The 24,851-nt window shown below is 65.9% G+C and carries 16 protein-coding genes and 1 pseudogene; 14 read left to right on the forward strand and 3 right to left on the reverse strand.

The window, feature by feature from the left end; genetic code table 11:
- The first annotated feature begins 3 nt into the window (after positions 1–3).
- The 7 genes from lldD to ABDV78_RS15910 all read left to right on the forward strand — a co-directional run bounded on the left by lldD (position 4) and on the right by ABDV78_RS15910 (position 12,430).
- A complete protein-coding gene (lldD, locus tag ABDV78_RS15880; protein ID WP_343528420.1) occupies positions 4–1,137 on the forward strand; it encodes an FMN-dependent L-lactate dehydrogenase LldD in 1,134 nt (377 codons plus the stop codon).
- Positions 1,134–2,888, forward strand: coding sequence for a D-lactate dehydrogenase (gene dld, locus ABDV78_RS15885; protein WP_343528421.1), 1,755 nt, complete (start codon positions 1,134–1,136; stop codon positions 2,886–2,888). The genes lldD and dld overlap by 4 nt, the downstream gene beginning before the upstream one ends.
- Positions 2,889–3,084: 196 nt before the next feature.
- Positions 3,085–3,579 (forward strand): sigma-70 family RNA polymerase sigma factor, encoded by a 495-nt coding sequence (locus tag ABDV78_RS15890; RefSeq protein ID WP_343528422.1) that lies wholly within the window; start codon positions 3,085–3,087, stop codon positions 3,577–3,579.
- Complete coding sequence (locus ABDV78_RS15895) at positions 3,576–4,643, forward strand: FecR domain-containing protein (RefSeq protein ID WP_343528423.1); 1,068 nt, start codon at positions 3,576–3,578, stop codon at positions 4,641–4,643. The genes ABDV78_RS15890 and ABDV78_RS15895 overlap by 4 nt, the downstream gene beginning before the upstream one ends.
- A gap of 127 nt (positions 4,644–4,770) precedes the next feature.
- Positions 4,771–8,013 carry a TonB-dependent receptor gene (locus ABDV78_RS15900; protein WP_343528424.1) on the forward strand — a complete coding sequence of 1,081 codons (3,243 nt, stop codon included), beginning with the start codon at positions 4,771–4,773 and terminating at the stop codon, positions 8,011–8,013.
- Positions 8,013–10,325 carry a family 20 glycosylhydrolase gene (locus ABDV78_RS15905; RefSeq protein WP_343528425.1) on the forward strand — a complete coding sequence of 771 codons (2,313 nt, stop codon included), beginning with the start codon at positions 8,013–8,015 and terminating at the stop codon, positions 10,323–10,325. The genes ABDV78_RS15900 and ABDV78_RS15905 overlap by 1 nt, the downstream gene beginning before the upstream one ends.
- Entirely contained in the window at positions 10,322–12,430 is a 2,109-nt protein-coding gene (locus ABDV78_RS15910) for an alpha-L-fucosidase (RefSeq protein WP_343528426.1), read from the forward strand. Before ABDV78_RS15905 ends, ABDV78_RS15910 begins: the two co-directional genes overlap by 4 nt.
- A gap of 8 nt (positions 12,431–12,438) precedes the next feature.
- Here ABDV78_RS15910 and ABDV78_RS15915 read toward each other — a convergent pair whose 3' ends face one another.
- Complete coding sequence (locus ABDV78_RS15915; protein ID WP_343528427.1) at positions 12,439–13,674, reverse strand: amino acid deaminase; 1,236 nt, start codon at positions 13,672–13,674, stop codon at positions 12,439–12,441.
- A gap of 82 nt (positions 13,675–13,756) precedes the next feature.
- Here ABDV78_RS15915 and ABDV78_RS15920 point away from each other — a divergent pair, with 82 nt between their 5' ends.
- Genes ABDV78_RS15920 through ABDV78_RS15930 form a run of 3 tightly spaced genes read left to right on the forward strand, consistent with a single transcriptional unit; the run spans position 13,757 to position 16,931 of the window.
- Entirely contained in the window at positions 13,757–15,235 is a 1,479-nt protein-coding gene (locus ABDV78_RS15920; RefSeq protein WP_343528428.1) for a D-aminoacylase, read from the forward strand.
- Positions 15,228–15,620, forward strand: coding sequence for a RidA family protein (locus ABDV78_RS15925; RefSeq protein WP_343528429.1), 393 nt, complete (start codon positions 15,228–15,230; stop codon positions 15,618–15,620). The genes ABDV78_RS15920 and ABDV78_RS15925 overlap by 8 nt, the downstream gene beginning before the upstream one ends.
- Positions 15,621–16,931, forward strand: coding sequence for a gluconate:H+ symporter (locus tag ABDV78_RS15930; RefSeq protein ID WP_343528430.1), 1,311 nt, complete (start codon positions 15,621–15,623; stop codon positions 16,929–16,931).
- 16 nt (positions 16,932–16,947) lie between these two features.
- On the opposite strand, the gene ABDV78_RS15935 is transcribed toward ABDV78_RS15930, so the two are convergent.
- Positions 16,948–17,397 carry a hypothetical protein gene (locus tag ABDV78_RS15935; protein ID WP_343528432.1) on the reverse strand — a complete coding sequence of 150 codons (450 nt, stop codon included), beginning with the start codon at positions 17,395–17,397 and terminating at the stop codon, positions 16,948–16,950.
- Between the two features lie 233 nt (positions 17,398–17,630).
- Between ABDV78_RS15935 and ABDV78_RS15940 the strand changes: the two genes are divergently transcribed.
- The 4 genes from ABDV78_RS15940 to ABDV78_RS15955 are packed head-to-tail and all read left to right on the forward strand — an operon-like array spanning position 17,631 to position 24,622.
- Complete coding sequence (locus ABDV78_RS15940; protein ID WP_343528434.1) at positions 17,631–20,276, forward strand: TonB-dependent receptor; 2,646 nt, start codon at positions 17,631–17,633, stop codon at positions 20,274–20,276.
- Between the two features lie 34 nt (positions 20,277–20,310).
- Positions 20,311–22,803 carry a family 20 glycosylhydrolase gene (locus ABDV78_RS15945; RefSeq protein ID WP_343528436.1) on the forward strand — a complete coding sequence of 831 codons (2,493 nt, stop codon included), beginning with the start codon at positions 20,311–20,313 and terminating at the stop codon, positions 22,801–22,803.
- Positions 22,800–23,483, forward strand: coding sequence for a GDSL-type esterase/lipase family protein (locus ABDV78_RS15950; RefSeq protein WP_343528438.1), 684 nt, complete (start codon positions 22,800–22,802; stop codon positions 23,481–23,483). The genes ABDV78_RS15945 and ABDV78_RS15950 overlap by 4 nt, the downstream gene beginning before the upstream one ends.
- Positions 23,480–24,622, forward strand: a complete 1,143-nt coding sequence (locus ABDV78_RS15955) for a heparan-alpha-glucosaminide N-acetyltransferase domain-containing protein (RefSeq protein WP_343528439.1) — start codon at positions 23,480–23,482, stop codon at positions 24,620–24,622. The genes ABDV78_RS15950 and ABDV78_RS15955 overlap by 4 nt, the downstream gene beginning before the upstream one ends.
- A 117-nt stretch (positions 24,623–24,739) precedes the next feature.
- Here ABDV78_RS15955 and ABDV78_RS15960 read toward each other — a convergent pair.
- Positions 24,740–24,851 (reverse strand): annotated as a pseudogene (locus ABDV78_RS15960) (IS5/IS1182 family transposase); the annotation flags it as partial.

A 24,851-nucleotide genomic window follows, 5' to 3' on the forward strand; every position in this document is an offset into this window, starting at 1 on the left:
CGCATGATCATTTCTGCCCCGACCGACTTTCGTGAGGCCGCACGCCGGCGCCTGCCCCCTTTCCTGTTCGACTATATCGATGGGGGCGCCAATGCGGAGCATACGCTGCGCCGCAATGTCGAGGACCTGTCGCAGATCGCGCTGCGCCAGCGCGTGTTGCGCGACGTCGCCGACCTCCGGCTCGACACGACGCTGTTCGGGCGCAGCCTGGCGATGCCGGTCGTACTGGCACCGGTCGGGCTGACGGGGATGTATGCGCGCCGGGGCGAGGTGCAGGCGGCCCGCGCCGCCGCGACGGCGAGCGTCCCCTTCACCTTGTCCACCGTGTCGGTCTGCCCGATCGCGGAAGTGCAGGCCGCCTCGTCCGCGCCGATCTGGTTCCAGCTCTATGTCCTCAAGGATCGTGGTTTCATGCGTGACGCGCTGGAGCGGGCCCAGGGGGCGGGGGTCGAGACGCTGATCTTCACGGTCGACATGCCGGTACCTGGATCGCGCTATCGTGACCGTCATTCGGGCATGTCGGGACCGAACGCCGCGCTTCGCCGGATGATGCAGGCGATGACCCATCCCCGCTGGGCCTGGGATGTCGGCCTATGCGGACGGCCGCATGATCTGGGCAACATCAGTGCCTATCGCGGCGCGCCCACCGCACTTGAGGATTATATCGGCTGGCTGGGCGCCAATTTCGATCCGTCCATCGCGTGGCGCGACTTGGAATGGATTCGCGATTTCTGGAAGGGATCGATGGTCATCAAGGGTATCCTCGACCCGGATGACGCACGCGACGCGGTGCGGTTCGGGGCGGACGGCATCATCGTGTCCAACCATGGCGGACGCCAGCTGGACGGCGTGCTGTCCAGCGCCCACGCCCTGCCCGCCATCGCCGATGCGATCGGCGGCACGTTGAAAATCCTGGCGGACTCCGGTATCCGGTCCGGACTGGACGTGGTGCGGATGCTGGCCCTGGGTGCCGACGCGGTGATGATCGGTCGGGCCTTCATTTATGCCCTGGCGGCGGACGGAGAAGCCGGGGTCGCACACCTGCTGTCACTGTTCGCGGCGGAAATGCGCGTTGCCATGGCGCTGACCGGCGCAAAGTCGGTGGCAGACCTCGACCGCAGCGCATTGGCGGCATGACCGGCCCGACACAGGAGGCGGCACTGATCGCCGCGCTGGCCGCCATCGTCGGCAAGGCTGAGGTGCTGACCGATCCAGCCCGCACGGCACGGTTTCGCACCGGCATGCGCTTCGGCAATGGCCCGGTCGCGGCGGTGGTCCGTCCCGGCACGCTGGTCGAGCAATGGCGCGTGCTGCAAGCCTGCATCGCGGCCGGGGCGGCCGTCATCATGCAGGCGGCCAATACCGGGCTGACCGGCGGATCGACGCCCGATGGCGACGATTACGAACGGCCGGTCGTCATCGTCAACACGATGCGCATCACCGGGCTGCACCTGATCGATGAAGGGCGGCAGGTGGTGTGCCTGCCCGGAACGACGCTCTACGATCTGGAACGTGCGCTGGCCCCGTTGGGGCGCGAGCCGCATTCGGTGATCGGATCATCCTGTATCGGCGCGTCGGTGTTCGGAGGCATCTGCAACAATTCGGGCGGCGCGCTGATCCGGCGAGGCCCTGCCTATACCGAACTGGCGCTGTTCGCGCGCGTCGATGCAGCGGGACAACTTCATCTCGTCAACCATCTCGGCATCCGACTCGGCGGCGATCCCGAGACGATCCTGGACCGCGTTCAGCGCGGCGATTTTACCAGTGCCGACATCTCTCATGACCCGTCGCGCGTCGCATCCGACCATCGCTATGCCGAGCATGTCCGTGCGATCGACGCCCCCACCCCGGCACGGTTCAATGCCGATCCCGGACGCTTGTTCGAGGCGTCGGGCAGCGCGGGCAAGGTCATGCTGCTCGCAGCCAGGCTCGACACCTTCGCGCGCGATGCGGACAGCGCGGTCTTCTATATCGGCACCAACGACCCCGCCGAACTGGAGGATTTGCGCCGCGACATGCTGGGCCACTTCGCCACCCTGCCCATCTCCGCGGAATATATGCACCGCGACGCCTTCGACATTGCGGCGGTCTACGGCAAGGACAGCTTTCTCGCCATCCGCCATCTTGGCACCGACCGGCTCCCCGCGCTGTACGCGGCAAAGGCGCGTGTCGACGCCGTGGCCGCAAAGCTCCGCCTATTCCCCCGGCACTTCAGCGACCGGATCATGCAGGCCGCGTCCCGCCTGTTCCCCAATCACCTGCCCCAACGGATGCTCGACTATCGCGACCGCTTCGAGCATCACCTGATGCTGCGCACGTCGGGCGACGGCATCGCCGAGACACGCACCTATCTGAGCGCGAAATTCCCGAGCGCGACCGGCGATGCGTTCGAATGCACCCCGGACGAGGGTGCCAAGGCCTTTCTCCACCGTTTCGCCGCCGCCGGAGCGGCGATCCGCTATCGCGACGTCCATTCCGATACGGTCGAGGACATCGTTGCGCTCGACATCGCGCTACGCCGCGACGAGCGTGACTGGTTCGAGACGCTGCCGCCCGCGATCGAGGGCCAGATCCTGCGCAAACTCTACTACGGCCATTTTTTCTGCCATGTGCTGCATCAGGATTATGTCGTCGCCAAGGGGCACGATCCGGTCGCGCTGGAGGAAGCGATGCTGGCGCTGCTCGACGCGCGCGGCGCGGAATATCCGGCCGAGCACAATGTCGGCCATCTCTATCATGCCAAGCCGACGCTGACGGGCCATTACCGCGCACTCGACCCGTGCAATTGCATGAATCCGGGGATCGGCAAGACGACCAAGCGCCCGCATTGGGGCTCCGAACGCCCGGATGCCCATCCTGGCAATGGGCACCCCCATGAAAGCGCATAGGCTGGCGCAGACGGATCAGATCATCCGCAGGAAGCAGCCCGCATCGGCGCCAAATCGCCTGGCGCGGCCATGCGAACTGCCATAGCGTTCCCCTGAACCCGCTTGGCGGTGCGTCGATTATCGCATGGGGTGATGTGCCTTTCACGGATCTGTACGTCTAATGGTTATGGGAACGGGTCAGACACAGCCGCATGAGATGCCTGGCAACCTGCTGGAGCTGTCCAACCGGCTTCGTCCGGCCCTGATCGCGTTCTTCCAGCGGCGCCTGGGTGACGCGTCGCTCGCGGAGGATCTGACACAGGACCTGTTTTGCCGTCTCGCCTCGGGGCCACAGCATGTCGTCGACAATCCCGAGGCCTATATCTTTCGGATCGCGGCGAACCTGGTCAACGATCACTATCGCCGCGAGACCGTCCGAAGCCACTATCAGCATGGCGAGATGCTGTCGGACGGCGACATCGATCGGTTGGATGCGGCACGGACGCTGGAGGCGCGTGAAAGCATCGGCCAGGTCGCGCAAATCCTCAATGGCCTGCCAGAACGGACCCGTCACATCTTCATATTGTACCGCTTGGAAGGCTTGCAGCGCAAAGCGATCGCCGATGTATTCGGCATCTCGGTCAGCGCCGTCGAAAAGCATATCGCCACCGTCATGCGAACCCTGCTCCGCGACCTCGGAGATCAGCAATGACGTTGTACCCGATCGAAACGATCGACGATATCGCGATCGCCTGGAGCATACGGCTTCACGAGGGACCGTTCAGCCCCGAGGATCAGGACGCGTTCACCGCCTGGCTCGCCGCCAATCCCCTGCATGCCGAGCGATTGGCGCGCGCGCGCAGGCTTTGGGACAGCTTCGACGACCATGCCCATACGCCCGAATTGCTGATGTTGCGCAGGCAGGCATTGGGGGCGGCGCAACAGGCCGGTGCCCGACGCTGGTCCGCCCGGCATATCCCCAGGGCCGCATGGCTGGCAGTCGCTGCCGCCCTGCTGCTGGCCGTATCGCTGATCGCGATACTGCGCGCGCCGTCCCAATATTACGAGACCGGAATCGGCGAGCGGCGCACGGTCATCCTTGCCGACGGATCGACGATGATGCTGGATGCGGACACGGGGGTTCGCGTCCGCTTCACGGATAATCGGCGCGAACTGACGCTGGATCATGGTCGCGCCAGCTTCAAGGTGGCCAAGAATCCGTTGCGCCCCTTTGCCGTGACCAGCGGCAAGAGCATGGTGGTCGCCGTCGGCACGGCCTTCTCGGTGGAGCAGTTGTCCGACGAGGTCCGCGTGGCCCTGTACGAGGGGCGTGTCGCCGTCCTGCGGTCCGCGGCCGATGGTCCGGCGGTGCAGCTTGCCAAGGTGCACGGCACGCAGCAGGCCGCCGAACAGGCGCTGTCCCCGGGGCAGGAACTGATCGTGTCGAACGATCGGCCGCTGGCGACCCTCAGGACCTCGGCGGTCAGCGATCGGCTGGAGGGCGGCCAATTGTCGTTCACCGACGAGCCGCTGCTGATCGCGGTCCAGCGGATCAACCGTTACAATGTCGGGAAGCCGATCGTCGTCGCGCCCGACGCGTCCGATATCCGCATCAGCGGTGTGTTCAATGCCGGGGATGTCGATGCTTTCCTGCAAGGCGTGGTGGCGGCCTTCCCGGTCAGCGCCGTGCCCTCGCACGAAAATATCCTGCTGACGCCGCGTGCGCCTCGGAATGCTACCAATTCCATGCCACGGAACTTTCCTCAAACGACGTAATCAGAATATTTTCACACTTGGCTGAGCGTTTCGTTTCCCGGTCCGTCATATCGATGTAACCAAAAAAAGGGGGAGCGATATGATAAACAGGAGTGGATTTGGTCCCATTGCGTCGCGTGCAAGCGCGATGGCCCTGGCGACGCTGATGGTGACGGCCGGATGGACGGCCACACCCGCCATGGCCCAGCAAAGCGTGGTCAAGGTCGATGTCCGTCCGCAGCCGCTGGGGCAGGCGCTGCGCACCCTGGCCCATCAGGCCCGGATCCAGATCGTCTTCGACGAGAACAGGTTCGCCGACCGTCGTTCACCAGCAGTCTCCGGCACCATGCCCGCGACCGTCGCCCTGGATCGGTTGTTGCACGACAGCGGTTTCAGCGCCTCGCGGACCCAGCAGGGCGTCTATGTCGTGGCGGCCCGCTCCGCCGGGTTGAGCCCCGCCGGGATGCATAGCGTCGACCAGAGCGCCCTGAACGACCAGCAGCGCGACGCCGTGATGTCCGGTGAAGCCCCGCCCCAGGCCAATGGAGGCGGCGAAGTCATCGTCACCGGCACCCGCATCGTCCGTCCCAACCTGAAGTCCGCCAGCCCGATCACCACGATCACCGCGTCGGAGATCAAGGCGCAGGGCGCGGTCAATCTGGAAGAGGTGACCAACCGCCTGGGCCAGGTCCAGCCGGATGCGCAGCAGAATTATCAGCAGAGCAACGGCCGGCAACGGGGCGTCAAGCTGCGCGGTCTCGACTTCAACCGTACCTTGTCGCTGATCAACGGACAGCGCATCGCCGGTACGGAATCGGTCGACATCAACCTGATCCCCGTGTCGCTGGTCGAGCGTATCGACCTGCTGACCGGTGGTGCGTCGTCGGTCTATGGCTCGGACGCGATTGCGGGCGTGGTGAACTATGTCATCAAGCGCGATTTCACCGGGTTGCAACTGTCGGCCAATTACAGTTTCTACAATCACCTCAATCGCGACAATGTCTCCACACCCGTCGCGCAGCGTTACGGCATCACCACGCCCCGCGGCCTGACAAATGGCGGCGGCCGCGCCGATTTGAGCGCGACCTATGGCCATAATTTCCTCGACGACCGGCTGAACATCTCGGTCTACGGGACTTATCGCACGGCCGATGGAATCCTGTTCCGCGACCGCGACGCGTCGGGATGCCAGCTTCGCCGCGACACCGGCAATCCGCTGCGAGTCAACAACCTGATCTGTGGCGTCACCGCAGCCTCACCCAACGGAACGCTGACCGCGAACGGCGCCAGCTATTCCAACGTCACCGGCAGCCCGGGCGTCTTCGCGCCCGCCTCGACCATTCCGGGCTATGCCAATCAGGGCGATCGACTGGCCGCACGCGGCTATGAGCGGTATAATGCCGGTGGGTTCATCAACTACAAGGCGTCGCCTGCTGCCGAGATTTCGATCGGCGTGATGCACCTGCGCGACAAGTCGGCCAACCTGCTCTACGGCCCCTATGTCCAGGGCAGCTATCAGGTCAATTGCGACAACCCCTTCCTCTCGGCGTCGCAGGCGCAGACCATCTGCGGCACGCGCGCGGGGACGTCGGTCTATGCGCCGCTGGGCGTCCAATATGGCTTCCCCGGCCTGGCGGGCGACCGCGACAAGGAGACCTTCACCAACACCGAGACGCGGATCAACGCCTCGATCCGGGGCGAGATCGCGGAAGGCTGGCACTACGATGTCGGCGGTGTCTATGACGAGAGCCGCCAGCTCTGGCAGCCCGGCGGCAATCCGGTCACGGCCAAGGTCAATCGCGCACTCGACATCGTGAACGTGAACGGCGTGCCCACCTGTCGGTCGGTGGTCAACGGCACCGATCCGTCCTGCGTGCCGCTCAACGTGTTCGTCGCCAACAACCCCGGCAGCGCGGCGCTCAGCAACTATCTGTTCAACGAAGGCCTGGGCGTCAGCGATCTGCGCGCGAAATTCTATGACGTCACCGCCAATCTGACAACGGACCTGACCCGTTACGGCATCCGCTCGCCTTTCGCCGAACAAGGCCTCGCGCTGGCGTTCGGCGCGGAATATCGCAAGCAGGAGGAGCGCGGGCTTCAGAATGCCCGCTTCATCGAGGTCTATGGCGGCGTTCCCGACCGTTTTGCGACACAGGACGTCGTCGAAGGCAATGTCGAAGCCCAGCTTCCGCTGGTGCAGAATGTCACGCTGATCAAGCTGTTGCAGGTCAATGGCGGCTATCGCCTGTCGAAGTACAGCACCAGTCCCGAGACGTTCAACACCTGGAAGGTAGAGGCAGTCTATTCGCCGAGCGAGGACATCACCTTCCGCTTCGGCCGCAACCGCGCCGCCCGCGCGCCCGGCCTGCGCGAGGCGAACCAGACGGTGGGCTTCCAGAATGCGACGATCGTCGATCCTTGCGCCAGCATCAACGGTGTCGCCCCACGTGCCAGCCGCGAGGCATGCCGACTGACCGGCCTGCCCGACAGTCTTTATGGCAATGGCATCGCCGCCGGCATCCCCGGAAGCATCCGCTGCATCGACGATGTCTGTCGCCAGCGGAACAACGGCGTGCCGATCAGCCCCGAGGATGCACGGACCACGACCTTCGGCTTCGTGTTCACCCCGCGCTTCATCCCGCGTCTCAGCCTGTCGGTCGATCGCTACAAGATCCAGGTCAACAACGTCATCAGCTATCTGGGCGCCAGCTTCGCGGTCGATGGCTGCGCGATCACCAGCGATCCCTATTATTGCAGCCGCCTCGTGCGCGACCCGACGACCTATCAGCTGACGAGCACCAGCAGCACGGCGGGCTATATTCAGGGCGGCAACCTGAACGCCTATCGCCTGTTCGCCAGCGGTTATGACTTCCAGGCGCAATATTCGGTCCCGCTGGGCGAGAAGGCCGGCAAGGTCGACCTGCTGATGAACGGCACGCTGACCACCGATCAGGGCGGCCAGACCGCCGTCAATCAGCCGCGGACCAATTGCGTCGGCTATTTCGGCGGATCCTGTTCGCAGCCTGCGCCGCGCTGGGTCCATAACGTCCGGGCGACCTATTCCTCGGAAGGGCAGCTCTTCTCCGCCTCGCTCGCCTGGCGGTATATCGACGGGACGACAGCGGGGCAGAATGGCGGTCCCAATTCGAAACCGGCGACCGCGGTGTCGGATTTCACCCGGATCGCGCCCTATAACTATTTCGACCTCGCGCTGGCCTTCAACATCGCCAAGCGCCTGACCCTGGCGGCGGCGGTCAACAATATCTTCGACCGTCAGCAGCCGATCATGACCAACACCTATGACTATGCCCTGTCGCGCGGCAACACGATCCCGCAGCGCTACGATACGCTCGGGCGGCAGATTTCGATCTCCGCGACGACGCGCTTCTGATGACCGGCCTGTCGCCCGAGCGTCCGCAAGGGCGACAGAATGCGGCCATGCGCGGTTTCCTCGCGCTGGCGGCGGTGATGCTGACCGCCGCCGGCCCCGTCGTGCCGGTGCTACCGCGCCCTGCCCATCTGGCGATGGGCACCGGTCGCATCCGCATCGATGCGGGCGCGCGCATCGTCGTACCGGCGGGCGATGCCGGTGCGATGAATGCCGCGCGGCGGGTCGCGGAGATCGTCGCCCGCACGCGCGGCCTTTCCCTGAACGTGGTGGAGGGCGGAGACGGAACGATCCGTTTCGAGCGATCCGAGCCCGCCTCGGCCGGGGACGAAGGATATCGGCTCGACGTTACGCCGACCGGCATCCAGATCCGGGCGGCGAGTGATGCCGGATTATTCTATGGGGCGATGACCCTGGCGGAGTTGCTGACCCCCGATGCCCGGTTCGGCACGGGGGTCAGCGTCGACGCCATGACGATCGAGGATTCCCCCCGCTTCGCCTGGCGCGGCGTCATGCTCGACGTGGCGCGGCATATGCAGCCGATCCCGTCGATCAAGCGCGTCATCGACGTGATGGCGCAGGCCAAGCTCAACCGGCTGCAACTGCACCTGACCGACGACCAGGGCTGGCGGATCGAGATCAAGCGCTATCCCGAACTCACCCGGATCGGGGCATGGCGCGGCGCCGGTACCGACCGCTATGGCGGCTTCTATACGCAGGACGAGCTTCGCGAACTGGTCGCCTATGCCGCCGCGCGGGCGGTGACGATCGTGCCGGAGATCGACCTGCCCGGCCATGCCCAGGCCGCGATCGCGGCCTATCCCGAAGTCGGCGTGCTGGGCGATCGTCCGCCCGTGTCCGGCGACTGGGGGATCAATCCCTATCTCTTCGACGTCACCGACCCCAGCCTCGATTTCGTCCGAAACGTCCTGGACGAGGTGATGGCGATCTTCCCCTCGTCCTATATCCATATCGGCGGCGACGAAGCGCTGAAGGACCAGTGGCAGGCGTCTCCGGCCGTGCAGGCCCGGATGCGCGCGCTGGGGATCGCCGACGAGCAGCATCTGCAAAGCTGGTTCGTCGAACAACTCGGTCGCCACCTCGCCCGCCATGGCCGTCGCCTGATCGGCTGGGACGAGATATTGGAGGGCGGCCTGCCCGCCTCCGCGTCGGTCATGTCGTGGCGAGGCGAAAAGGGCGCGATCGAGGCGGCAAATATGGGCCATGACGTGGTGCTGTCGCCCGGCCCCGTCCTCTATCTCGACAATCTGCAAAGCGCGCGCGGCGACGAGCCACCCGGCCGGATGAAGTTCCAGACGCTGGCCGATGTCTATGCCTATGATCCGCTGCCGGGGGCGATCGAGGCGTCGAAGGCGCATCATGTCCTGGGCGCGCAGGCCAATCTTTGGGCCGAATATATGGTCACCCCCGAACAGCGCGAACATGCGTTGTTCCCCCGCCTCGCGGCGCTGGCGGAAATGACCTGGTCGCCTGTCGGCGCACGCGACTGGCCGGATTTCCTGACCCGGCTCGATCCGCAGATCAACCGCTATCAACGACAGGGCATCGCCGTCGCGGACAGCGCCTTTGCCGTGGATTTCGCGGTGGCCGGCGGGATCGGGGCGGCACTGCGCAAAAGGACGCTGTCGGTCGCCATGACGCGCCAGGCCCCCTATGGCACCATCCGCTATACGATCGACGGCAGCACGCCGGGCTCGCATTCTCCGGCTTATGAAGGTCCCGTGACGGTGCCGACGGGAACCGTCGTCCGCGCCACCGACTTCGCCCCGGATGGACGCCCCCTTGCCGCCACCCGGACCTTCGACACCGCACCAAACGCTCTGCTGAGGCGATCAAGCGCGGAGCTGACGACCTGCCCAGGCCCCGGCATCCTGTTGCGTTTACCACTAACCCCCGATGCGACCGGCAACGGCCCCGCCTACAGCATGAACATCTTCAATCCCTGCTGGACGTACAAGGCCGCACCGCTCGATCAGGTCGATGGGATCACGGTCGCGATCGGCCGCCTGCCCCGCAACTTCGCCTTGCGCCAATCCCAGAGCGAACAGGTTGTGTGGCGCTACAGCCCGGGCCATTATGGCACGCTGATGGTGCATGAGGGGGGCTGCGAGGGGCGCATCCTGGCGACAATGCCCCTGCCCGATCCCGCCGCCACGTCGAACCGCTTCACCCTCTCCGCGCCGTTGCCGAACGCCCTGTCGGAGAACGACCTGTGCCTGACGATCGCGCCGCCGGTCGGCGGCCCCCTCTACGGCATCGACACGGTGCAGTTGATCATGAAGGAACGCCAGTGAGTGTCCCCCTGTGCCCCTCGCGGCGTGACGCCATCACCTTTACCGCTGCGGCCCTGACCCTTCCGGGACGCGCAATCGCCATGCCCTCCGCCGCCGCCCTCAGACCCCATGGCGCGACGCCCTCGGCGCGGCAGCTGGCGTGGCATCGCATGGAGCAGAACGCCTTCGTCCACTTCACGATCAACACCTTCACCGATCGCGAATGGGGTTATGGCGACGAGAACCCCGCCATCTTCAACCCGAAGGCCTTCGACGCCGACCAGATCGTGGCGGCGGCCCGGGCGGCCAATCTGCGCGGCCTGATCATCACCGCCAAGCATCATGATGGCTTCTGCCTCTGGCCCAGCGCCTTTACCGAGCACAGCATCAAGAACAGTCCCTACAAGAACGGCAAGGGCGACATCGTCGGTGAGCTGGCCGAGGCCTGTCGCCGCCAGGGCGTGAAATTCGGCATCTATCTGTCGCCCTGGGACCGCAACCATGCGGACTATGGTCGCCCGGCCTATATCACCTTCTTCCGCAACCAGTTGCGCGAGCTGCTGACGCACTATGGCCCGATCTACGAAGTGTTCTTCGACGGCGCGAATGGCGGCGATGGCTATTATGGCGGTGCGCGAGAGATGCGGAAGATCGACGCGGTCCCCTATTACGACTGGCCGTCGATCATCGACTTCGTACGCGAGCTTCAGCCGATGGCCTGCACCTTCGACCCCGTCGGCGCGGACCTGCGATGGGTCGGCAACGAAGAGGGCGAAGCAGGCGATCCATGCTGGGCGACGATGGACGACAAGGGCTTCACCCCCGAAAAGGGCAATTCGGGCGTGCGGGGCGGATCGGTCTGGTGGCCGGCGGAGGCCGATGTCTCGACCCGCTATGGCTGGTTCTGGCACGCCTATGAGGATGGCCAGAGCCGCAGTCCGGCCAATCTGATGAAGATCTATTTCGACACGGTCGGGCGCAGCGCGGGGCTTCTCCTGAACCTCGCACCCGATACACGCGGGCGGATCACGGACGAGGATGTCGGCAATCTCGCCACGTTCGGCAAGGCCGTGCGGGACATGTACGCCACCGACCTCGCGCGCAGTGCCACCGCCTCGGCCAGCACGGCGCGGCGCGGCCATCCGGCCGCCCATGTCCTCGATGGCAAGCCGGACAGCTTCTGGGCGAGCGCCGATGGGGCCACGACCCCGATGCTGACGGTGGACCTGGGGGCGGCCAAGACCTTCGACGTGATCCGCCTTGCCGAGCATCTGCCACTGGGCCTGCGTGTAGATCGGTTCGCGATCGATATCGCCCAGGCCGGCGGCTGGCGCGAGATCATCGCCAGGCAGGGGATCGGATCGCAACGCGTCATCCGGCTCGACGCGCCCGTCTCCGCCCGCCACGTCCGCCTGCGGATCGTCGCGGCCGCCGCGGTCCCCGCGATCACCGAGTTCGGCGTCTATCTCGCCCCCCTCCTCCTCGAACCGCCACACATCCTGCGCGACCGGGAGGGACTGGTGACACTGACCAGCGATGCGCCGGGTCAGGCGATCGCCTATACGATCGACGGCAGCACGCCCACCGCCGCCTCGCCGCGCTACACCGCCCCCTTCCCCCTGCCCGATGGCGGGACGGTCCAGGCGATCGGTATCCATCTGGCGAGCAACGCGGTCAGCACCGTCGGGCGGCGCGACTTCGATATCCGCAAGAGCGACTGGAAAATTTTGCGCGCCAGCGCACCCCAGGCCGAGAGGCTGATCGATGAACTCAACCGTACCGACTGGATCGCGCCGCTGGTCGGCGCGGACGGCAAGCCCTGTTCGGTGACGATCGACCTGGGACGCAGCGTGACGATGCGCGGCTTCGTCCTGAAGCCCGGCTGGCACGCACCACAGGGCGCGGGAGACCCGGCGGCCTGGACGGTGCGGATCGGCGACGAACCGGCTCTGTCCGGTCCGGTCCAGGAGACGGGGGAATTCTCCAACATCGCCGCCAACCAGGCGCCGCAGCGTCTGGTCTTCGGTCGCCCGCATCGCGGGCGCTATATCGAGATCGCCTTCCCCCGGACCGCGAATGGCGAGACGCGCCTCGCCATCGCGGAGATCGGACTGCTGACCCGATAGGTCAGGCTTCAGAAGAAGGTTTCGATGACGTCGATCACCCGGTGGTCGTCGTCGGCGACCAGAATGCAGCGCCATTTGTCAAAGGTCAGGCATGGATGCGAGATATCGAACGCCAGCACATCGCCCACCGCCAGATCGTCCCCCGGCGTGATGGCAAGATAGGCGTGCTGGTCCATCAAACCCGTCACTTCCCAATGCCCGGGTGCATCGCCGGGGCGGGTGTCGCGTCCGGGGCGGAACAGGGTGGCGGGACGCGGCAGGCCGGCGTCGAAGGCCACGTCGCGCTTGCCCATCGCCACCACCGCGCGCGCCGGATCGGGAATGGACTGCACCGCCGCCCAGATGCGCAACGCCGGGAGGAGCGGCTCGCCCAGTCGCGGCGCGACCGCATTGCGGCGCAGGATCCCCTCCTGCGCGACCCGGTACAGACCGTCGTCATGGCTGATATAACAGCCGGGGCGCAGCAGCACCTGGATCGAGCCATCGCGGACCGCCGCCGCGCTTTCCTCGGCGACGATGTCGTACCAGGCCGAACCCGCACCGGTCAGGATGGCGGGCGCGCGTTCGACACGCCCCTCGGCGACCAGGCGCGCCGCCACGGTCACGGCGCGTCGCACGAAACGGCGCACCTCGCCCTCATCGGGCAAAACGCCTTCGTAGAACTCGACCCCCGCCAGTCGCAGCTCGCCCTGCCACGGGACCAGCGCGTCGAGCACGGCCGCAAGCTGGGCCTCGGTCCGCACACCCGTCCGCAGCCCGGGCTGATCCGGCTCCGGCGCCAGCTCCACCAGCACGTCGAGCCTGGCGCCGCGCGTGCGACAGGCCCGGCCCAGCAGATCGATACCCGCCGGGCTGTCGATAAGGCACATCACATCCAGTTCGGGGCGCACCGCCAGTTCGGCCAGCAGCGCGGTATTGGCGGCACCGACCACCTGATTGGCGATCAGGATATGCTCCACGCCATGCGCGACGGCGACCTGCGCCTGCTGAACGGTCGCGACCGTGACGCCCCAGGCCCCCGCCGCGATCTGGCGCCGGAACAGCGCGGGTGCCATCGTGGTCTTGCCATGCGGGGCCAGCGCCAGGCCATAGGCATCGATGAAGCGGCGCATCCAGGCCAGATTGTGCGCCATGCGCGACTCGCTCAGCACGGCGGCAGGCCAGGGCACGTCACCGGCGAGCAGGTTCCAGGGCTGCCCCGCCATCCCCACGCCCTTGTTCAATTCCATAGCCTGCGCGCTCACTCTCATTCTCCTGATATCGTCGCCCGCTTACGGTTTCGGGCGGTCTACCAACAATGACGTTCGGGTCCACGAAAGGCGCAGCATGACGGAGATAATCATCGCGAGTGCGACGATCTACGACGGATCCGGCGGCCCCGGTTATTTGGCCGATGTGACGATCCAGGGGGAAAGGATCGCGGCGGTCGATCCCGCGTCCGGTGTCCTGCCCGATGGCGCGATCGACGGGCGCGGTCTGGCGCTCGCGCCTGGCTTCATCGATGTGCACACCCATGACGACTTGGTGGCGATCACCGCGCCCGCGATGCTGCCGAAGATTACCCAGGGCGTCACCACCGTCGTCGTCGGCAATTGCGGGATCAGCGCGGGGACCGGCCGCGCCACCGGCTCCACGCTCCCCGATCCCATGGTCCTGCTCGGCGCGCCCGAGGCCTTTCGCTACGACAGCTTCGCTGCCTATGCGGAGGCGGTCGAGGCGGCCGGGCCCGCCACCAATGTCATCGCGCTGGTCGGCCATACCGCGCTCCGCGCGCGCCACCTCGATCGGCTCGACCGTGACGCGACCGAGGCCGAGCGACTGGCCATGCGTGCCGATCTGGCCGACGCTCTCGCCTCGGGGGCCTTCGGTTTCTCGACCGGCCTGGCCTATGCCAATGCCGGAAGCGCATCGACGCAGGAGGTGATGACGGTCGCCGAGGCGCTGCGCGAGACCGGTGCCCTCTATTGCACCCATCTGCGCAGCGAAGGCGCCGCCATCCTGGACGCGATCGACGAAGCGGTGGCGATCGCACGGGACGCCGCCGCGCCGCTGGTCGTGTCGCACCTCAAATGCGCGGGCGCGAGCCAATATGGGCGCAGCGGGGAAATCCTCGACCGGCTCGACCATGCGGCAGGAACGCAGCCCGTCGGTTGCGACTGTTATCCCTATACCGCCAGTTCCTCGACGCTCGATCTGCGGCAGGTGGTGCCGGAAACGCCCATCATGATCAGCTGGTCCGACCCGGAACCCGAACAGGCCGGTCGGATGCTGAAGGACATCGCCGAAGGCTGGGGCGTCGATCCGGTCGACGCGGCGCGGCGTCTTCAACCCGCCGGGGCGGTCTATCACTGCATGGACGAACGCGATGTCGACCGCATCCTGGCGCACCGGCTGACCATGGTCGGCTCGGACGGGCTGCCCTGCGACCCGCGTCCTCATCCCCGGCTATGGGGCAGCTTCCCGCGCGTCATCGCCCATTACGTCCGCGAGCGCGGCCTGCTGACATTGCCGATCGCGGTCCGCAAGATGACCGGCCTTACCGCCGATCGCCTGGGGCTGGCCGATCGGGGCTATATCCGCCCGGGCATGGCGGCTGACCTGGTGCTGTTCAATCCCGAGCGGATCGCCGATCAGGCAAGCTATGACGACCCGCAGCAACCCGCCGACGGGGTGGTCGGCGTCTGGGTCAACGGCATCGCGACGCTGGAGCATGGCATCGTCACCGGCGCGCGCGGCGGGCGGATGCTGCGCCGCGGGAGCGCTCCGCAACATTTCAACCAGAAGGAAGTATCGAGCAATGACTGATGGCATCAAGCGCTTCGGCGTCGAGGGCGGCAGCGGAACCGGCGGACAGCATCTGCCCTTCGCGCGCGCGGTGCAGGCCGATGGCTGGCTCTACGTATCGGGCCAGGTGCCGATGGTCGATGGCGAGGTGATCGATGGCGGCATCATCCCTCAGACGCATCAGGCGATCCGCAACGTCCTGAAAATCCTGGAAGAGGCCGGATATGGTCCCGAGCATGTCGTGCGCTGCGGGGTCTGGCTAGACGATGCCCGCGACTTCATGTCGTTCAACCGCATCTTCAAGGAATATTTCGGCGCGAACCCACCGGCACGGGCCTGTGTCGTCTCGCAGATGGTCGTCGATTGCAAGGTCGAGGTGGACTGCGTTGCCTGGAAGAAGCCCTGAATGACGCCAGGCGCACTGCTGTTGGTCGAGGCGGCGGCAGCCGTCGCAATCCTGATCCTGCTGATCGTGTGGGTCCGATTGAGTCCGTTCATCGCGCTGATCCTCGTGTCGCTGGGCCTTGCCCTGGTCGCGGGCATCCCCGCCGGGGCGATCGTCAAGGGGTTCGAGGCCGGGGTCGGCGGTGCGCTCGGCCATATCGCCCTGGTTGTCGGGCTGGGCACGATCCTGGGCAAGATGATGATCGAGTCCGGCGGGGCGGATCGGATAGCCGATACCGTCATCAGTGCTTTCGGCCCGCACCGGGCGGACTGGGCGGCGATGACGATCGCGCTGATCGTCGGGCTGCCGGTCTTCTTCGAGGTCGGGTTCGTGCTGCTGGTCCCGCTCATCCTGGTCGTCGTGTCGCGGTTGCATCAGCATCCGTTGCGTCTGGGCCTGCCGATGGCCGCGGGGCTGTCGGTGGTGCACGCCATGGTCCCCCCTCACCCGGCGGCGATGCTCGCGACCGAGGCCTATCACGCCGATATCGGCCTGACCGTCCTGCTTGCGATCATCGTCGGCGTCCCCACGGCCGCCATCGCCGGCCCCCTCTATGCGCGGCTGATCATTCCCCGGATGGGCCAGGCGATGCCGCCCCCCATGTCCCGCGAGCGAACGCCCCCGGCGTCGCCGCCGGGATTCGGGATCACGGTCGCCACGCTGCTGATACCCATCATGCTGATGCTGGTCGGCAGTGCGGGATCGTCGCTCCATCCCTTCCTGCAATTCATCGGTTCGCCGGTGGTCGCGCTGTTGACGGCCGTGCTGGCCAGTTACTGGACGCTGGGCCTGGCACGCGGGATGAGCCTCGACACGATCCAGCGTTTCACCAACGAGTGCCTGGCGCCCACCGCGATGATCACCCTCGTCGTCGGGGTAGGTGCGGGCTTTGGCCGCATATTGACCGACAGCGGCGCGTCAGCCGCGATCGTGGCGGTCGCCGGTCAGTGGCATGTGCCGGTACTGATCCTTGCATGGCTCATCGCCGCGGTGATCCGCATCGCCACCGGCTCCGCCACGGTCGCGATGGCGACGGCCGCGGGCATTGTCGCCCCGATCGCCGCCGTCTCGACCGTCCGTCCCGAATTGCTCGTCATCGCCACCGGTGCGGGGTCGGTGGTATTCAGCCATGTCAATGATGGCGGCTTCTGGCTGATGAAGGAGTATTTCGGGATGACCGTGCTCGACACGGTTCGGAGCTGGACAGTCTGCGAAACGATCATTTCGGTCACCGCGCTGTCCATCGTCCTGGCCTTGTCGCTTTTGCTGTGACGGCCAAGCAACCCCGCTACCGGGATGCGCCATCGATCCAGGCCGCCACCTCCGCCCTGAAGGCGCTGAAGGCCGCGTTGGTGGCCGTCAGATTGACCGAGAACCGTTTTTCCAGGGCCGGGTTTGCCGCCATGAAGAGAGCCAGTATCTCCTCGCGCTCGGGCGGGGTCATACCGTCGCCTGCCGCGATGTGGGTCAAGATGGCAACGGCCGCCTGCTCGTCTTCTTCCGTCCATCCGGTCGCCTTCATCACCTGTGCGGCCCGGAGCTGGCAGATCGCCTGCATCATCTCGACCAGCCCCGCTTTCGCCGTGGCGAGGGGCCACGCGGCGGCCTCCGCGACGCGGCCATAGGCCCGAAGCTCGGCATCTCCACCGTCGCTCAGCGCAACCGCAGCGCCGCGCAGTCTTCGCCACAAGGCGGCATCGGTGTGGCCTTCCCGATGCGCGGAGAGCAGGGCCTGCATGACATTCTGTGCCGCATCGGGCCATGGCGGCCGTTTCAGCATCCCATTGATCGGCATAGGCATTTTATTGGTACTTCCCCCATTGATAATTTAATGACTTAAATGCTACCAATATAGAAACAAATGTCTTTAAACCAGGGGGGGCCGTGATAGTGGATAACAGTATTCGGGGGTGCAAGGCATGGTTGGGACAGACGGCGTTGCCGGTCATTGCGGCGATTTTGGCGCAGCCTTTGATCTGTTCAAACGCAATTGCGCAGCAGGCGTCGGAAGCGTCAGATCAAAAGCCGGAAGGCGATCAGGCAGATGCCGCGCCCAGCACGGATATCGTCGTCACCGGCATCCGTGCCAGCCTGGAAAAATCGATCGGGGCCAAGCGTAAGTCGAACGAGATCGTCGAGGTCGTCAGCGCCGAGGATATCGGCAAGCTGCCCGGCGTCAGCATCGCGGAATCGCTCGCCCGCCTGCCCGGTGTCGCGGCGCAGCGGGTCGATGGCCGCGCGCAGGTACTGTCGATCCGCGGCATGGCACCCAAATTCGGCATGACCCTGTTCAACGGGCAGGAGATGGTGTCGACCGGCGATGATCGCAGCTTCGAATATGACCAATTTCCCGCCGAACTGGTCAGTTCGGCCGTCCTCTACAAGACGCCGGACGCCTCGCTGGGTGCGATGGGTCTTTCAGGGACGATCGATATCCACACATTGCGGCCGCTCGATTTCAAGGAGCGGCGGATCAACGCCAGCGCACGATACGAAGGCAATTCGATGGGTTCGGTGCTGCCCGGCACCAAGGGCTATGGCAGCCGGATCAGCGTGTCCTATGTCGACCAGTTCGCCAATGATACGATCGGCGTGGCGGTCGGCTATGCCCGGCTCGACAGTCCCAACAAGAAGAAATATTTCAACCTGTGGGACTATGGCACCGGCACGCAGCTGGGCGTCGACGGACTGGGCGACAACTACACCTTCAGCGGTTTCGAAACTGGCGTCGCGTCGACCAAGACGGTGCGCGACGGGTTGCTGGGCGTGCTGCAATTCGCGCCCGACGATCATTTCTCCAGCAAGATCGACCTGTTCCATTCGCGCTTCACCCAGCGGATGCGCGGCGATGAGATGATCGGCGTGCTCGCCAACTGGGCCTCGGGCAGCATCCCGGTGGTGCAGATGGAGAATGACCGCATCCGCGTCGACAATGCCAGCCCGATCCTGACCATGCGACAGGACGATCGCGACGACGAGATCAACGCAGTCAGTTGGAGCAACAGCTACAGCACCGGCAACTGGACCTTTGCGGGCAGCCTCGGCGTGTCCAAGGCCAATCGGCGCGAATGGGTGGGCGAAGCCTATCTGATGTCGGCGACGCCGATGTCGCTCGAAGTGCTGTTGCCGACCACCTATGACCGGTTCGGCCAGGCCAAGCCAAGCGTCGACCTGGGCAGCACATCGGCCATGTCGCTGGCCAGCGTATGGGGCGAGAATATGGGCGGCCTGGTGTCGCTCGCCCATGTCAACGACAAGGTGGAGACCGGCCGCGTGTCGGCACGTGGCGAGTTCCGGCTGGGCATCTTCAGCGCTGTCGAGGTGGGCGTGCTCTACAGCCATCGCACCAAGACGCTGGCCTATGACCAGACCAGCTACATCCTGTCGAGCGGCACCCCCTGCCTGAACGGCCTGACCTGCGAGGTGATCCCGGCGTCGCTGCGTACCCGGCAGGTGGACATGGGCTTCATGGGCGTACCCAAGGTTCTCTATTTCCAGGCGGACGAAGCGCTGTACGGCGAAGGTTATACCCGCGCTCCCAATCCCAAGGATCCGTCGTGGAATTGGGGGGTCGACGAAAAGGTGACGACCGGCTTCGTCAAACTCGACATTCAGGACGACCATTGGGTGCCGATCCGCGGCAATCTGGGCGCGCAGGTGATCCATACGCGGCAACGCGCCAGCGGCCTGTATGTCGATGCGGAGGGCGGCATCTCGCCGGTCGGCGACGGCACCAGCTATACCGACGTGCTGCCCAGCCTGAACCTGAACGCCGAACTGGCGCATGCGACCTTCCTGCGCTTCGGCGCGGCCCGGGCGCTGGCGCGGGCCGAGATGAGCGACATGCGCGCCGGGATCACCGCCTCTGTCGCGCAAGCCGACCGGCGCTGGTACGGCGATGGCGGCAACCCCAAGCTGAAGCCCTGGCAGTCCTGGGACTTCGACCTGTCTCTCGAACATTATATCGGGCGCAGTTCCTATGTCGCGGTTGCGGCCTTCTACAAGGACATCACGCGCGGCATCGTGACCAAGGACGTGCAGTACGACTTCTCGGGCTATACCAATTCGTCCAACGTCATTCCGATCAGCCAGATCGGCACGCTGACCACCCCGACCAACACGGCCGGCGGCCTGCTCCGGGGCGTGGAAGTGAGCGGGACGCTGGAAGGCAATCTGCTGACCGGGTGGCTCGACGGGTTCGGCATCACGGGCAGCTATTCCAAGACGTGGCTGACGCCCAAGACCGACAAGGACGGCGTGTTCCTCAACACGTTGCTCGAAGGCTTTTCGGGCGATGTCTGGTCGGGCGCGGTCTATTACGAAAAGAACGGCTATCAGCTGCGGCTGGGTCAGCGCTTCCGCTCGGGCTATTCGGCGCGGCGGCATAACGCATTCCGCTTCGTGACCGAGAATATCCAGCCCGAACGGATCATCGACGCGCAGATTGGCTATACCGTACCCGCCGGTCCGCTGAAGGACTTGGCGATCACGCTGCAGGCCAACAACATCAACGACGAACCCTATGTGACCAGCCAGACGGTCGATGGTCGCACCGCGCCGCAACAATATCACAAGTTCGGGACGCAATATCTGCTGGGTGTCTCCTACACCTTCTGACGGCGATACGGACAGCATGACGGGGGCAGCCGGGATGGACCAAAAGCGGCGATGGGGCGGGACCGGATCGATCGTCCGGGCGGCGGGACTCGCAACGGGACTGGCGGCGGGGCTTCTGGCCGCCGCCATGCCGGGGATGTCTTCGGAGGTCGCCGGAGCCCCGCCGCTGCAGATCCGGTGGTCGGAGGCGGCGCTCGGCGATGGTCATGGCCGCTTGGCGCTGACCCTGCGCAACACCGGCACCGCGCCGCTGCCGCTCCCGGGCTGGTCGCTCTATGTCAGCGCGATCACCCCGCTGGAGCAGGGCCATCCCGAGGACGGCGTAGAGGTCACGCAGGTCGCGGGGCCGTTGTTCCGCCTGCGTCCGGTGACGGCACAGGCCATGCTGGCGCCGGGGGCGAGCGTGACGTTGACACTGCGCCATGCCGATCGGTCTCTGCTGCCCGACAAGGGGCCGGTCGGTCCCTATCTGGTCTATGACGCGACACCCGATCGCGGCGTCGCGATCACCGATTACGCGCCCGCCCCCGGATCGGCAGCGGGCGGCGCGGTCGCCGATCCGGGGGCGCTCTATGCCCGCAATGCGCGGCTTCGCCCCGTCGCACCAGAGGCGCTGCCGCCGGTTTTCCCCACGCCGCTTAATTTTGAACGGTTGCCGGGGACGCTGTCGGTTCGGCGCGTGGCAGTGGAAGCCGGCCCCACGCTGGCGGCCGAAGCGGCGTTCGCACGGACGCTGATCGCCGATGGGCATGGCGACGGCGCGACGGCGCTGCGCCTGCGCATCGGGCGGATCGAGGGGCAGACCTCATCCGAGGCCTATCGACTGCGTATCGAGCCGGGGGTAGGCATCACCGTGACCGGCGCATCGCCTACCGGCGTTTTCTACGGCCTGCAATCGCTGGCACAGATCGTTGCGGAGGCGCCGCGTGGCGCGGGCGGGCTTGGCCTCCCCGCGCTGTCGATCACCGATGCGCCGCGCTTCGGCTATCGCGGGCTCCTGATCGACGTCGCGCGCAATTTCCAGGCAAAGGAACGGCTCTTCGCGATCCTCGACCTGATGGCGCAGAACAAGCTCAATGTGCTGCATCTGCATCTGACCGACGATGAGGGATGGCGGCTCGCGATCCCGGCGCTGCCCGAACTGACGCAGGTGGGCGCACGGCGGGGGCAAGGCTTTGTGAACGGGGCGATGTTGCCCCCCTCTTATGGATCGGGACCGGATGCCGGCGATCCGCACGGCAGCGGATTCTACACGGCGGAGGATTATGTCGCGATCCTGCGCCATGCGCAGGCGCGCCACATCATCGTGCTGCCCGAGATCGAGATGCCGGGCCATACCCGCGCGGCGGTCAAGGCGATGGCGGAGCGGTCGCGCAGGCTTGCCGCATCGGGGCGGCCGGGGGCGGAGGCGTATCGGCTGGCCGACCCACGCGACCGCTCGCGCTATCACTCGGTGCAGGGCTATGACGACAATGTGATCGATCCGGGGCTGCCCTCGACCTATCATTTCATCGATACCGTGGTGGCGGAGGTTGCACGGCTTCATCGGCTGGCGGGTCAGCCGCTGACCACGCTGCACATGGGCGGCGACGAACTGGCGAACGGCGCGTGGCGGGGATCGCCGACCGCGCAGGGGCGCGATCCCACCCAGCTCTGGGACGCCTTCTACGACCATGTGGCGGCGATCCTGGCCCGGCGCGGTATCCGTATGGCCGGCTGGGAGGAAATGGGCATGCGCAAGACGCAGACGCCCGATGGCCCGCATCAGGAGGTCAATCCGCATTTCCTGGGACGGATCGCGACGCTGCACGTCTGGAACAATCTGGGCGGGGCGGAGGATCTGGCCTATCGATTGGCCAATCGCGGCTATGACGTGGTGCTGTCGCCCGCAACCAACTATTATTTCGACATGGCCTATCAGCGCGATCGGTCCGAACCGGGGCATGACTGGGCGGGCTATGTCGATCTGGAGGATGTGTACCGGCTCGATCCGATGGCGATGCCGGAGACGGACAAGGCGGGGTTGACCGCGTTGTCGCCAACCGGGCGCGATCATGTTGTCGGGTTGGAGGCGACGCTGTTCAGCGAGACGGTGCGCGCGCCGTGGCGGCTGGACCATATGCTGCTGCCTCGCCTGTACGCATTGGCCGAGCGGGCCTGGGCGCCCGTGCCGGATTGGGTCTTCCTGACCGGGCCCGCGCGCGCGACGGCCTATGATGCGGCATGGTCCACCTTCGCGACACAGGTAGGCACGCGGTTGCTGCCCCGGCTCGATCACGCGCATCCAGGCGTAGCATGGCGCGTGCCCCCGCCCGGCCTCCTAGTGCAGGGCGACCAGGTCCTGGCCAACAGCGCGCTGCCCGGCCTGACGCTACGGTACACGACCGATGGCACCGTGCCGGTCGCCTCCAGCCCAGTATTCGCCTCGCCCATCGCCGCGAAGGGCATCATCCGGGTCGCCGCCTTCTCCGCAAGCGGTCGTGCCAGCCGTTCCTCCGACCTTTCTTTCGCACCGGAGACACCATGAGCGTTCGTTGCACCCTCTCCAGTCTTACCCTGCTTCTGGCGTCCCCGGCCATGGCGGATGCGCAGACGGATCCAGCGGGGCTGGAAGTCTATCGCCAGCAGGATGCGGACCTGATCGCGCGCGGTGCGGCGGCGCATCGAATCGTGTTCATGGGGGATTCGATCACGCAGGGGTGGGACCGCGATCACCAGACGCTGTTCTCCGATCCCGCGCATATCAATCGTGGCATCAGCGGGCAGACGCTGGCCCAGATGCGGCTTCGTTTCGGGCAGGACGTGATTGCGCTTCATCCCGAAACGCTTGTCCTGCTGGGCGGGACCAACGACTTTGCGGGCAATGGCGGCCCGGTGTCCGACCAGGCGGTGCGGGCCGACATCCGCGCCATGGTCGAACAGGCGCGGGCCAGTGGGATTCGGGTGATCCTCGCCTCGATCCTGCCCACCGACCATTATCACTGGGCGCCCGAGATCCGGCCCGCTGCTCGCATCGTCGCGCATAATCGCTGGCTGCGCGACTATGCCGCACGCGAGGGATTGGAGCTTGTCGATTTCTACACGCCGATGGCGACCGGGCAAGGGGCGATGCGGCCGGGATTGAGCGGCGATGGCGTCCATCCCAACGCGGCGGGCTATGCCGTGATGGAACGGGTCCTGTCCCCCGTGATCGGAACGCGCCGGTGAGCGCGGCCGCCGCCCCGCGCTATCGCGCCATCGACGTGCTACGCGGCATGACGGTTGCGCTGATGATCGTCGTCAACATGTCGCTCAGCGAAACCCTGTCCTTCGCGCCGCTGCTGCATTCGGCGTGGGACGGCTTCACCCTGACCGATGCGGTGTTCCCGACATTCCTGTTCGTGGTCGGTGCCTCCCTCGCCTTCACCGCAGAGCGTTATGCCCGCGAGGGCGCGGCGGCTTATGCCCGGCGGATCGGCAATCGCAGCCTGCGCATCTTCCTGTGCGGGTTGGTGGTTTCCAATTTCCCCTTCTTCACGATCGTTCACGGCCATATCGTCGTCCAGCCGGTTGAGACGATCCGCATCATGGGCGTGCTACAGCGTATCGCGTTGGCCTATCTGATTGCGGCGGGACTGCTCTATCGGGTGTCGTGGCGGGGTGTGCTGGCCTATTCTGCGGCCGCGCTGATCGGGGCCGAGCTGGTCGCGCAATTCGGTGGCGACCACAGCCTGACCGGCAATGCGGCGGCGCGCATCGACTATGCCCTGCTGGGCGCGGGACACCTGTATCAGCTCGAGGGCGCGCCGTTCGACCCCGAGGGTTTGCTCGGCACGATCCCGGCGTCGGTCAACCTGCTCGCAGGGTATCTTGCGACCCGCTTCCTGCGCCACCGCGCCGCGATCGGTGCGAACCGAAGCAGCGGAGGAATCGCGACCCGCGACTTGCTGGCGATGACGGGCGTCGGGCTGGCGCTGATGCTCGGCGCACTGATGTTGAAGACCGGCATCCCGATCAACAAGAAGCTATGGTCGATCAGCTATACGCTGTTGACCATCGGTATCGACGTCGTCCTGCTAGCGGCCATGGTGCAGATCGTCGATCGATGGTCGGTACGCGCCGGAACCGCCTATTTCGAGCTTTTCGGCAAGAACGCGCTGGTGGTCTATATGGTCGCCGAGCTGGCGATGAATATGGGGTGGACGCTGCACATCGGCGCCACGCCGCTGCTGCGCTGGGTTTATGATACCGGATTCGCGTGGATTGGCGGCAAGACGGCTTCGCTGGTCTATGCGTTGGTATTCACCCAGGCCTGCTGGATGCTCGCCTGGTTCCTTGATCGGCGACGGATATATGTCCGGCTCTGACGGACGGGGCAGGCAATCGCCGATCTGCCCCCCCTCGGCTTTTCATTGGATCGATTGAAGCGACGGCTTGAAGCAGAGCGCGTCCGAGACAGAGTCCCCAACTCCTGAGAGCCCGACTCATAATTCGATCTTGGCGATGCGGCGTGTCATTCGCCTGATGGAGGCGATGAGGAGCCATGCTTCGGCGGATGCGATGGAGGCCTCCCAGTCCTTGGCGAGGCGGCGGCAT

Source organism: Sphingomonas sp. (assembly GCF_039594485.1).
GTDB lineage: Bacteria > Pseudomonadota > Alphaproteobacteria > Sphingomonadales > Sphingomonadaceae > Sphingomonas.